The following is an 11,376-nucleotide window of genomic DNA, read 5'->3' as shown; positions in this document are numbered from 1 at the left end:
GCAGGGTTGACCGGCCGCGGCGCCCGCGCTGTTCAGTAGGCGTTCAGTAGAGCTTGTTGACTGCCGTGACGGTGGTGTTCTTGAAGTCCGCGACCTGGGCGTGCTGGAAGTTGCCCATCTGCGCCCACCTGACGAGTGTCACGGTCGTCCCGTCCCGGCCGACCGAGTACAGGCTGATGTCAGAAGTCCCCACCGTGGAGTGGGTGGTGTGGATGCCGTAGACATGCGCGCCCTCCTCCACGTTCAGCTTGCCGTAGTACTTCTGCGTCGCGGTGATCTCGGGGTCCTGCCGCATCAGCTTCTTGGCGCAGCCGGCGAGGTCCTTGCGCAGCAGGGCCGCGAACTCCTTGGCCCGCTGCTCGTTGCGTTCCACCACCGTCACCTGCAGGGCGTTGGTGTCGTACTCGGTCCCGTACGAGCGATGGCTTGCGATCGACGGCAGCGGTGCGCCCCCGCAGGCCGGCAGCGGGTCCGGCTGCCCGGGCGTGACGGGACCGGCGTACCAGGGCGACGTCGGGTGCGGCGGCAGCTCGCCCGGCTCCAGGTACCGCGGCGTGTCGGATGCCGCCGCGGCGGCCGCCGGAACAGCAGCCGCGGCGACGGCGACTCCGGCCGCCACCGCAGCCAGAGCCGCCGCGACACGTCGGGTACCTCGAGTGCGAACGTTCATGATTCCCCCATGGTGTTGTCGGTCGTTCGGTGATGGCTGGTCAAGCCGGTCCGGTGCGCCCTCGCAAGGCACGAGCCGGACCACGCTTCATACGACCCGCCACCACCCGGACCCGTTGTGCCCGCCTATGTCACAGCTACGTCCCTTGTGTCACCGCACCGCAACAGCCACCCGCCTCGGCCCCGGGTCCGGGTCCGGCCAAGGAGAACCGGCAGGCCGATCGGCGGCTACGGAAGGCAGTTCGTGAATCCGGTATGAGTCCCCGGCGGCCTCGGTCCGGCGACGCATTCCAGGGATACGGGGCGGCATGAACGTTCCTTCCGTCCCCGGGGTGCTGGGCATCGCGTTCCCGGGGAAGGCGACCGTGGACGCGCTGACTCCCGACGTGACGGAAACCAAGCCGCTGGAGCGCCGCGTGGACACCGTGCTGCGCATCGGCCCGTCCGACGGGGATGACTTCCTGCTCGCCATCGAGTCGCAAAGTGCACGCAGCGCGGACAAGGAGTCGAGCTGGGCGTACTACGTCGCGTACCTCCAGTCGAAGTACCGCCTGCCGGTGCTTCTGCTCGTGGTCTGCCAGGACCGGGCCACTGCCAAGTGGGCGACCGGACCTTTCGACTGCGGGGCCCGCGGCTGGACAACGCAGCGGACGTATCCCATGGTCATCGGGCCGGACAACCTACCGGTGATCACCGACGCGAGGACCGCGGCGGACAACCTCGCGATGGCGGCCTTCTCCGCCCTGGCACATGCCCGCAGCCCGCAGATCGACGCCATACTGGAAGCAATGGGCCATGCCCTCCAGGAGAGGGATGGGAGAGCAGCCGACTACGTCTACGAGTTCCTTGAAATCAACCTGCGGGGCACCCCAGCCGGAGACAAATGGAGGGAAATCTTGAGTTTCGTCACCTACTTCCCCGGCCGGGGAACGGTCCGCGAGACCGCCTACCTCGAAGGCAAACTCGAAGGCAAGGCCGAGGGTGAGGCGAAGGGGATCCTGTACGTGCTGGAGGCGCGTGGCATCCCCATCCATGACGACTTGCGCGAACGGATCACCACCTGCACCGACCTCGACCGCCTCGACCTCTGGCTGGAACGGTCCCGCACAGTCACCAAGGCCGAGGAACTGTTCACCGAGGGGCCCGAGAACGACCCGGCTGCCTGACCAGCGCCACGCACAACCGCTGCCAGAACGCCTTCGTCACGCAGAGCGGCGGCCCGGATCGCCGCTGCCTCGCCGCTACTCGCCGCTGCGGAAAACCACTCGCTCACGACGCGATGCGCGGGCGACCATGCGCCCATGTCCTCCGAGCCCCTCACACCCCGCACGCCCTGTTCCGGACCACCGTCTCCCACCGTGCGCGTGCCCGCGTCGATTGCCGCCCTGGCCGGGGACCGGCCGTTGCTGCCCGTGTGGCAGAACGAGTTGGGAGGCCTGACCTTCCGGATCGGCGACGACGGGGAGGGACGGCTGTTCGCGAAATGGTCGCCGCCGGACTCCGGACTGGACCTGGCCGCCGAGGCGGAGCGCTTGCGCTGGGCCGGCCGTTTCACCCCCGTACCTCGTGTCCGGGACCACGGGGCCGACGAGGGCGGAACCTGGCTCGTCACCCATGAACTTCCCGGCGAGAGCGCCGTCACCCCCCGGTGGAAGCAGGATCCCGCTACAGCCGTACGCGCCCTGGGAGCCGGGCTACGAGCCCTGCACGAGCGGCTGCCCGTGACCGACTGCCCCTTCAGCTGGACTGTCGATCACCGCCTGGAAGTCGCCCGGCACGCAGGCGTCGAGGTGCCCGCGGACCTGCCCGAGCCGCCCCCGATCGACCGCCTCGTCGTATGCCACGGCGACCCCTGCGTGCCGAACACCCTGCTGCACGAGGACGGTTCCTGGTCCGGTCACGTCGACCTGGGCGCCCTCGGAGTCGCCGACCGCTGGGCCGATCTGGCCGTCGCCACCTGGAGCACCGAGATGAACTACGGCCCGGGCTGGGAGGACGCCCTCCTCGACGCCTACGGCACAGCCCCCGATCCACGTCGGACCGACTACTACCTACGCCTGTGGAACGTGACCTGAGAAGGGCTGCCCGTCCGAGTGCCAGACCTCGCCTACCGCGTCCGGACGAGAGCCCGCCGGTCCCGCGTTCGGCCGGAGTCCCGCGCTCGGCCCGGGTCCGGGAGGGACGGACCCGGGTCGAGGCCGAGGGCGGTGCGGGCGGTGCGGACGTGGTGGTGGCCCTCGATGGCGGTCCGCTTCACCAGCGCGTACTCGGCGGCGGTGCGGGCGGTGGCCAGTTGGTCCCTGGCGGTGCGCAGGCGTTCGGAGGCCTGCGACAGCGCCTGCGTCGCGGCCTTGTCGGCCGCCGCCCGCCTGCGCAGATCGAGGGCGGACAGGCTTCCGCCGAGCCGCACCACCCAGCGGTTGGCGTCGGCCTCCGCGTCCAGGTCGGACAGGCCATGCGCGTGCGCCTGGCACGACCGGCGCTGCGCGACGACCGCGACCACCGCTCCGACGATCAGCAGCAAGGCGAGCAGCACGGTGACTCCCATGACCTCCTGGCCTCCTCCGGCGTTTGCTGTGCTGGGTCCTGCGGGATGTCCTTACCCCGCACCTCCCATCACACGCCCTGCCGCTGTGCGCATCCGACGAGGATCCTGTGTGTCAGCTGATGGCTTCCCCAGCGGGACTCAGCAGGTTCCGGCGGTCTCACCGTGTCTCGCCGGTCGCCACCTGGCCCTTTTCCCTTGCGAGTTGGGCGGAGCCAGAACCGGAACCGGCGCCCGGGTCCGCCTTCGTACCGCCGCCGCTCCTGCGGATCAGGGCCACGCCGAGCACCGCCAGCAAGGACGCCGCCGAGAGCGTGTACAGGCCACCGTGCGTGGTACCGGTCGTGTCCTTGAGGTAGCCGAACAGCGTGGGAGAGACGAAACCGCCAAGGTTTCCGATGGAGTTGACCACGGCCAGACCCGGTGCGGCGATCTTGAGATCGAGACCGGACTGCGCCATCGGCCAGAACAGGGTGGCCGCGCACTTCCCGCCGACCGCGGCGAGCGTGATGGCGGCGAGCCCGAACCAGGGGGATCCCAGGGTGGCGAGGAAGGTGCCGATCGCGGACAGGACGAGGGCGAGCGCGAGATAGGGGCGGCGGTCCCGGGCGCGGTCCGTGAAGCGGCTCATCGAGTACATGGCGATCACCGCGCAGATCCACGGGATCGCCGACAGCAGTCCCACCTCGAACGACGACAGCCCGCCGATCTCCTCGACGAGACTCGGCAGCCAGAAGGTGATCGCGTACCCGGTGAGGGCCATCGCGAAGAAGACGGTGGTCAGCAGGGCGACTTGGGGGTGCAGCAGCAGCTTGAACCGCGACACCTTGGGGGCCCGGCTGCGGGCCGCCTCGTCACGGGCCACAGCCGAGCTCAGCGCGTCCTTCTCCTCCCGGGTGAGCCAGCGGGCGTCCTCGATGCGGGAGACGAGGAAGAAGCCGGCGACGAAACCGACGACGATCGAGAAGGCCCCTTCCAGCGCGAACATCCAGCGCCAGCCGGCGAATCCGCCCGCACCGTGCAGTTCGAGGAGCGCGCCGGTGATCGGTCCGGTCACGATGTACGCCGTCGCCGAGCCGCCGAGGAAGATCGCGCTCGCCCGGCCCCGGCTGGAGTCGGGCAGCCACTGGGTGAAGTAGAGGAGCACTCCGGGGAAGAAGCCGGCCTCAGCGACGCCGAGGAGGAAACGCAGGACGTAGAACATCATGACGTTCTGGATGAAGCACATCGCCACGATCACCAGACCCCAGGTGATCATGATCCGGGTCAGCCAGACGCGGGCGCCGAACCGCTCCAGGAGCATGTTGCTCGGCACCTCGAACAGGGCGTACCCGATGAAGAACAGGCCCGCGCCGAGACCGTAGGCGGTGGCGCTCACCCCGACGTCGGCCCGCAGTTCGTCCTGGACGAAGCCGACGTTCGTCCGGTCCATCTGGTTGATCAGCAGCATCAGAACCAGGATCGGGAGCATGCGGCGCAGGAATTTGCTCACCGCACGCCGCTCGGCGTCGGGCATCACGACTTCTGACATCGTTGTCTCCCCTCGGTCGTGCACATACGTGAACAGCAATCACGTACGCGGGAACCTGGGGAACCTTACGGAGGCGCATCTTCCGGGTCAATGGGTCGACCATGTAATCATGTATGTGAACTGATGGGGTGAACGCACACGGCGAACGGGCCCGGAATCGCCACCTTCCCGGGCCCGTCCACGTACGACCGCCGTCAACCGGCCGGCCGTACGGCTGTCAGCTCGCCGAAGCCGACGCCGAAGCGCCCGGCTGCACCGCGTCATCGGTACCCTCGTGGGTCGCCTCGGGGTCCACGCCGACCGTGATGGAACCGACGACGCCCTTGGCGATGTTCTTCTTCTGGTACTTGAGCTTGAGCAGGCCGCCGGTCGTGCCGCTCTGGTCGTAGATCGTGTCCTCGGTGAGCGTCGTACGCTCCGTCGTCGACGTCGAGTACGGCTCGACCTCGGCGGAGGCGAGCACCGACTCCTCGTCGAAGAAGAACTGGCCGGTGTGGCAGGTGTTGCCGCCCTCGTAACCGGCGTCGGTCCACTCGCCGTTGACGTGCACCTTGGTGTGGATGTGGACACAACGGCCCCGGTACCAGCCCGGGAAGACCGTCTTGAAGGTGACGAAGCCGCTCTTGTCCGTCTTCCAGGTGCCGCGCAGGTAGCGCTTGTCGTCGGTGGGCTCCTCGTGGCCGCCACCGCCGCCCCCGGGCGGAGCGCCGGTCGGCGTACCGGACGGGACGTCGGAGGGCGTTCCGCTGGGCGGGGTACCGCCGCCACCGCCGCCGCTGGAGAGGTCCTCGTAGCCGGAGTAGAGGCCCAGCGCGTCGCAGTGCCAGATGTCGACGGCGGCGTTCCGGATCGGCTTGCAGGTCTCCGAGTCGATCACCTTGATGCGGAGGGTCATCGGGATGCCCTCCCTGTCCTCGGTGATGTCCTTACGGATCTTGTCCGCGTCGATGTAGTACGGGCCCTCGGTGGTCTCCGAGGTGAGCTTGTAACACGTCTCCGAAGCACCGGAGGAGGTGGACGAACCCGCGGCGTCGCCGCCCTTGCTCGTCTCGCCGGCGAAGGCGTTCACCGCGATGCCGCCGCCGGCACCGACGGCCGCCACGGCCGCGCCGCCCGCCACGACGACGTTGCGCCGCGTCATGTTCCGTTTGTGCTTCGGTCCTTGAGTCTCGGTCCCAGTCATGAGCCGAGACCATAGGGACGGCACCTGTCAGGAACATGGGTACGCACTGTGGGTTTCCATGCATCCCTGTGAGCACACGAAAAGTGGCTCGGAACCGGCGTCGGTTCCGAGCCACCTCGTGTGTCAGGAGCTGATTCGACTACTTCGGCTGCGGCTTCCGTACCGAAATGTTCAGCTCGCGCAGACGGGCCTCGTCCAGCTCCGTCGGCGCGCCCATCATCAGGTCCTGGGCGTTGCCGTTGAGCGGGAAGGCGATCGTCTCGCGGAGATTCGGCTCGTCCGCGAGCAGCATGACGATGCGGTCGACCCCCGGCGCGATGCCACCGTGCGGAGGGGCGCCGAAGCGAAGCGCGCGGAGCATGCCCGCGAACTCGCGCTCGACCGTCTCCTCGTCGTAGCCCGCGATGCCGAAGGCCTTGAGCATGATGTCGGGCTCGTGGTTCCGGATGGCGCCGGAGGACAGCTCGACGCCGTTGCAGACGATGTCGTACTGCCAGGCCAGGATGTCCAGCGGGTCCTGGGTCTCCAGGGCCTCCATGCCGCCCTGCGGCATGGAGAAGGGGTTGTGCGAGAAGTCGGTCTTCCCCGTCTCCTCGTCCTTCTCGAACATCGGGAAGTCGACGATCCAGCAGAAGCGGAAGACGTCCTCCTCGAAGTGGCCGGCCCGCCGTGCGGCCTCCACCCGCACCGCGCCCATGATCTTCGAGACCTCGTCGAACTCGCCCGCGCCGAAGAACACCGCGTGGCCGGCCGACAGGGACAGGCGCTTGGTCAGCTCCGCGACGTTCCCCTCCGTGAGGAACTTCGCGATCGGGCCCGTCAGCGAGCCGTCCTCGGCCACCCGCACCCACGCCAGGCCCTTCGCGCCCTGCGAGACCGCGAAGTCCCCGAGCTGGTCGAAGAACTTCCGGGGCTGCGAGGACACGTCCGGTACCGGCAGCGCCCGTACGTGCTTGCCCGCGAAGGCCTTGAACTCCGAGTCCTCGAAGATGTCGGTGATGTCGGCGAGCTCCAACTGGGCCCGCAGGTCCGGCTTGTCGGAGCCGTACTTCAGCATCGCCTCGCGGAACGGGATGCGCGGGAAGGGGGACGTCACATGGCGGCCGCCCCCGAACTCCTCGAAGAGCTCGGTCATGAGCTGCTCGATGGGCTGGAAGACGTCCTCCTGCTCCACGAAGCTCATCTCGACGTCGAGCTGGTAGAACTCGCCCGGCGAGCGGTCCGCGCGCGCGTCCTCGTCGCGGAAGCACGGCGCGACCTGGAAGTAGCGGTCGAAGCCGGAGACCATCAGCAGCTGCTTGAACATCTGCGGCGCCTGGGGGAGGGCGTAGAACTTGCCCGGGTTCAGGCGGGAGGGGACCACGAAGTCGCGGGCGCCCTCGGGGGACGTCGCGGTCAGGATCGGGGTCGCCATCTCGTTGAAGCCCATCGCCGCCATCTTGTGACGGATCGAGGAGATCACCGCTGTACGCAGCATGATGTTGCGGTGCATGCGCTCGCGGCGCAGGTCCAGGAAGCGGTACTCCAGACGCCGCTCCTCGTTCACACCGTCCTCGGCGTTGATCGTGAAGGGCAGCGGGGCGGCCGCGCCGAGCAGCTCGACCTCGCCCACCTCGACCTCGATCTCGCCGGTCGGCAGCTCGGGGTTGATGTTCTCGGCGCCGCGCGAGACAACCTTGCCGTCGACGCGGACCGTCGACTCCTTGGAGACCTTGTCCAGGGCCTCGTACGCGGCCGTGCCGGGACGGGCGACGAGCTGCGTGATGCCGTAGTGGTCGCGCAGATCGATGAAGAGGATGCCGCCCAGGTCTCGGCGATTGTGCAGCCAGCCGCTCAGCCGGACGTCGCTGCCGACGTCAGAGGCGCGGAGCTCGCCGCAGGTGTGGGACCTGTACCGATGCATCGTCGTTCATCCAGTCTTCGCGGATCGGGGTCTGTTTCACGTGAAACTCTCCCAAGCGTACCGGCCGCCCCAAGATCGCTGTTCGCAATAGTTCCGGCGACGGTTCCGCACCGTCACACAGGGTCCCGCCCCGTCCCGCACGGGCCGCAATGGTCGCAGGCACGTAACGCCCTCCCGTCTCAGTGGCAACCTTCGTTGACCTCTCCATAGAGTGGGGCAATGCGCACCGAAGATCCCCTTCCCTCGGTGGGGGATGTCCTGGCCGCTCTCGCGACCGGCATGTGGCGTTTCGACGACGCCGCGGGGAAGGTCAGCCTCGATGCCGAGGCCGCCCGGCTCCTCGGCCTGCCCGCGGAGCCGGTGACCCTGACGGAGGCGGGCGTACGCTCCCGTTTCCATCCGGTCGACTGGAACGAGATCGACGGCATCGTGCAGCTCGCCGTCGCCGAGGGCACCCTCGCCGAGGCCCGGCTGCGGATCATGGACGAGCAGGGGCGGGTGATCCGTACCGTCCGCAGCCGCTCCAAACCGATCGTCGACGCCGTCACCGGCACCTTCGAGCTGGTCGGCACCCTGCAGGAGGTCACGGAGCCGCCGCCGGGCGCCGCCGCCCGTACGCCCGTCACGGGCGACTGGCGCCGCTCGCGCGAGGCGTTTCTGCTGGACGCGGGGCGCGCGCTGGCCGAGGCACGGTCCACCGAGGAGGTGCTGCGGGTCGCGGGCGGCCTGTCCATGCCGGGCTTCTCGCCGGACGGCCTGGCCGTCTTCGGCGTGCAGGGCGACCGGCTGACACTGATCGGACACCACGGGCACGGGCCCGGCGACGAGGCACCGTTCTCCGCGATGTCCCTGGACACGGACTACCCGGCGGCGGAGGTCGTCCGCACCGGCCGTGCCGTCTACCTCTCCTCGCCGGGCGACTACCGGAAGCGCTATCCCACCGCCTGGCCGCTCGCCCAGGGTTTCGGACGGCACTCCTGGGCCTTCCTGCCACTCGTCGTCGCGGGGCACACGATAGGCGCGTGGATGGCGGCCTTCTCGTACCCCGTCTCCTTCACACCGGACGAGCGCTCCGTCCTCACCACGGTGGCGCGCATGCTGGCGCAGGCCCTCTCGCGCGCCGGCGTCGCCGAGTCCGAGCGTGAGCTGACCGACGGCCTCCAGCGCTCGATGCTGCCCACCCTCGGACCGCAGATCCCGGGCATGACCGTGGCCGCCCGGTACGTGCCCACCGGCGGCGGCCTGCAGGTCGGCGGCGACTGGTACGACATGATCCCGCTGCCGACCGGCAGGTTCGCCCTCGTCATCGGCGACGTCCAGGGCCACGACGTACGCGCCGCCGGTCTCATGGGCCAGCTGCGCATAGCGCTGCGGGCGTATGCCTCCGAAGGGCACCGCCCGGACGCCGTGCTGTCGCGGGCCTCACGGTTCCTGTACGGGATCACGTACGACGAGGAGATCACGGACCTGCGCTTCGCGACCTGCCTGTATGTGGAGGTCGACCCGACGACCGGCGTCCTCGACATCGCCCGCGCCGGGCATCCCGACCCGGCGATCCGCATGGCCGACGGCACGGTGCTGACCCGGCCCACCGCGGGCGGGCTGCCGCTGGGCATCGACCCGGACGCCGACTATCCGACGACGCGGCTCGCCCTCGAGACCGGCGAGACCATGCTGATCTGCACGGACGGGCTCATCGAGACCGGCGGGCACGACCTCGACACCGGATGGCAGCGGATCCGCAAGATCCTGGAGGGGCACGAAGGCGACCTGGAGGAACTCGCCGACACGCTGGTCCAGGCCGTGCACGGGCCCTCCTCACACCACACGACCGGGCCACTGGTGGATCGCCGCGAGGACGACATAGCGGTGCTGCTGCTGTGCCGGCAGGGCGCGGGCTGCGGCTGCGACGACACCACGACGCCCCGGACTGCCGTACGCCGCACCGTGCTGACCGTCGCTCAGGCCGAGCCGGAGCGGGTCGCGGGCGCCCGCCACCAGCTGCGCGAGCTGCTGCACGACTGGTCCTCCGAGGACCAGGTCGACTCGGCGGTGCTCCTGCTGTCGGAGATGGTCACGAACGTACTCGTGCACACCGACGCCGACGCGCTGCTCGTCGCCGAGATGACCGGCGATCACGGTTCCCGTCGGATTCGGGTCGAGGTCACCGACGCCAGCGACGACCTGCCCCACAAGCGGCATCCCGGCGAACTGGCGTCCTCCGGGCGCGGGTTGGTGCTCATGGAGGTGCTCGCGGACGCCTGGGGGGTGGATCCGCGGGGTGAGGGAAAGAGCATCTGGTTCGAGCTTCATGAGCCCCCGGAAGACTCCGGGGGCTCCGGCGGACCGGACGGCTTCGGAGGCTCGGGGGACGCCGGAGGTTTCCGGGGCTCCTTCGGGGACGGGGATTCCGCGGTGTCCGGCGGGCTCGGCGGGGCGTGACGGTCCCGGAGTTCCGCCACCACCCCGAACGCCGCCGCCGTCAACGGCACGGCGAACAGCATGCCGAGGACCCCGGCCACCGAGGCTCCGGCCGTGATCGTCAGCATCACGACCGCCGGATGCATCCGGACCATACGGCTCTGGATCATCGGCTGCAGCACATGCCCTTCCAGCACCTGCACGGCCAGCACGACCCCCAGCGCCCACAACGCGATCACGAACCCCCGGTCGGCGAGTGCCACCAGGACCGCCACCGCGCCGGAGAGAACCGCCCCCAGATAGGGGATGTACGCCCCGACGAACACGAGCGCGCCGAGCCCGACCGCACCCGGGACGTCCAGGACCAGCAGCCCCACGGTGATACAGATCGCGTCGATGAACGCGATGAAGGTCGTCCCGCGCATGAAGCCCTCGACGGCCTGGTACGCACGCCGCGCCATCACCTCGACCGAGTCGGCCGACCTCCCGGGCGCGAGCGCGCGCATCACGCCGGTCGCCCGGTGCGAGTCCCGCAGGAAGAAGAAGACGAGCAGCAACGCGAGTACGGCCATCGCGATCGCCTCGCCGACGACACTGATCCCGCTGATCACGCCGGAGGCCGCCGTACCGCCGAAATTGCTCAGCAGCTCCTTGGCGTTGGAGGCCAGATCGTCGAGCGAGGTGCCGGCCGCCCCGAAGTACTCGGCCAGTGACTCGGCGGCCCGCTTCAGCGAGGAGATGATCTCGTCGCCGGAGTCGATCAGGGCGGCCACGACGATGTACGCGGCCCCGCCGACGACACCGACGACCGCGGTGCACGTCAGCCCGGCCGCGACCGACCGGTTGACCTTCGCCCTCACCAGCCGCCGGTACAGCGGCCCCAGCAGCGCCGTCCCCAGCAAGGCGAGCAGCACGGGCACCACGGCCGTCCTGAACTCCGCGCACAGCCGGATCCCGACCACCACCACACCGGTGACCAGCAGCAGGACGACACACCAGGCGGCCAGTCGGCGAACGGGTTCGGGAAGGAGCCGGGCGGATTCGGGAAGCAGGGGCTGCACCACCCCTCCACCCGACCACGCACCGGGCGGGCCGTCCTGCTGGACGGCCCGCCCGGGTGACGG

8 protein-coding genes and 1 pseudogene are annotated in these 11,376 nt (G+C 69.5%); 3 read left to right on the top strand and 6 right to left on the bottom strand.

Features of this window, described 5'->3' with window-relative positions; all coding sequences use genetic code 11:
• Positions 1-43 precede the first annotated feature (43 nt).
• On the bottom strand, positions 44-670 hold the full coding sequence (locus FGD71_RS36185) for a hypothetical protein (RefSeq protein ID WP_119104785.1): 627 nt from the start codon (positions 668-670) through the stop codon (positions 44-46).
• Positions 671-977: 307 nt separating this feature from the next.
• Here FGD71_RS36185 and FGD71_RS36180 point away from each other — a divergent pair, with 307 nt between their 5' ends.
• Together FGD71_RS36180 and FGD71_RS36175 are read left to right on the top strand one after the other, a co-directional pair.
• Positions 978-1,835 carry a hypothetical protein gene (locus tag FGD71_RS36180; RefSeq protein WP_119104784.1) on the top strand — a complete coding sequence of 286 codons (858 nt, stop codon included), beginning with the start codon at positions 978-980 and terminating at the stop codon, positions 1,833-1,835.
• A gap of 198 nt (positions 1,836-2,033) precedes the next feature.
• The gene (locus FGD71_RS36175; RefSeq protein WP_240436942.1) at positions 2,034-2,744 is read left to right on the top strand and encodes an aminoglycoside 3'-phosphotransferase; all 711 of its coding nucleotides are present in this window, start codon (positions 2,034-2,036) and stop codon (positions 2,742-2,744) included.
• A gap of 32 nt (positions 2,745-2,776) precedes the next feature.
• Here FGD71_RS36175 and FGD71_RS36170 read toward each other — a convergent pair whose 3' ends face one another.
• From FGD71_RS36170 to aspS, 4 genes are all read right to left on the bottom strand, one after another.
• Entirely contained in the window at positions 2,777-3,217 is a 441-nt protein-coding gene (locus FGD71_RS36170; RefSeq protein ID WP_181359340.1) for a hypothetical protein, read from the bottom strand.
• A 157-nt stretch (positions 3,218-3,374) separates the two neighbouring features.
• Positions 3,375-4,745 (bottom strand): MFS transporter, encoded by a 1,371-nt coding sequence (locus FGD71_RS36165; RefSeq protein WP_119104782.1) that lies wholly within the window; start codon positions 4,743-4,745, stop codon positions 3,375-3,377.
• Between the two features lie 217 nt (positions 4,746-4,962).
• Positions 4,963-5,886: an intradiol ring-cleavage dioxygenase gene (locus FGD71_RS36160; RefSeq protein ID WP_420878382.1), complete on the bottom strand. Its 924-nt coding sequence runs from the start codon at positions 5,884-5,886 to the stop codon at positions 4,963-4,965.
• Between the two features lie 181 nt (positions 5,887-6,067).
• Complete coding sequence (gene aspS, locus FGD71_RS36155; RefSeq protein WP_119104780.1) at positions 6,068-7,831, bottom strand: aspartate--tRNA ligase; 1,764 nt, start codon at positions 7,829-7,831, stop codon at positions 6,068-6,070.
• 219 nt (positions 7,832-8,050) lie between these two features.
• On the opposite strand from aspS, the pseudogene FGD71_RS36150 reads away from it, so the two are divergent.
• A pseudogene (locus FGD71_RS36150) lies at positions 8,051-10,180 on the top strand (SpoIIE family protein phosphatase); the annotation flags it as partial.
• Here FGD71_RS36150 and FGD71_RS36145 read toward each other — a convergent pair.
• Positions 10,141-11,304 carry an AI-2E family transporter gene (locus tag FGD71_RS36145; RefSeq protein WP_119104786.1) on the bottom strand — a complete coding sequence of 388 codons (1,164 nt, stop codon included), beginning with the start codon at positions 11,302-11,304 and terminating at the stop codon, positions 10,141-10,143. The pseudogene FGD71_RS36150 and the gene FGD71_RS36145 sit on opposite strands and share 40 nt — an antisense overlap.
• Positions 11,305-11,376 lie beyond the last annotated feature (72 nt).

The organism is Streptomyces sporangiiformans, from assembly GCF_005768555.2.
GTDB lineage: Bacteria > Actinomycetota > Actinomycetes > Streptomycetales > Streptomycetaceae > Streptomyces > Streptomyces sporangiiformans.
The sequence above is the reverse complement of the archived record's forward strand: the minus strand, read 5'-3'. Positions and strand labels throughout refer to the sequence as shown.

Excerpts from the sequence above, each read along its gene's own strand:
- FGD71_RS36160 (WP_420878382.1), bottom strand. The coding sequence starts at position 5,886 with ATGACGCGGCGCAACGTCGTCGTGGCGGGCGGCGCGGCCGTGGCGGCC.
- FGD71_RS36170 (WP_181359340.1), bottom strand. The coding sequence starts at position 3,217 with ATGGGAGTCACCGTGCTGCTCGCCTTGCTGCTGATCGTCGGAGCGGTG.
- FGD71_RS36185 (WP_119104785.1), bottom strand. The coding sequence starts at position 670 with ATGAACGTTCGCACTCGAGGTACCCGACGTGTCGCGGCGGCTCTGGCT.
- FGD71_RS36165 (WP_119104782.1), bottom strand. The coding sequence starts at position 4,745 with ATGTCAGAAGTCGTGATGCCCGACGCCGAGCGGCGTGCGGTGAGCAAA.
- aspS (WP_119104780.1), bottom strand. The coding sequence starts at position 7,831 with ATGCATCGGTACAGGTCCCACACCTGCGGCGAGCTCCGCGCCTCTGAC.
- FGD71_RS36180 (WP_119104784.1), top strand. The coding sequence starts at position 978 with ATGAACGTTCCTTCCGTCCCCGGGGTGCTGGGCATCGCGTTCCCGGGG.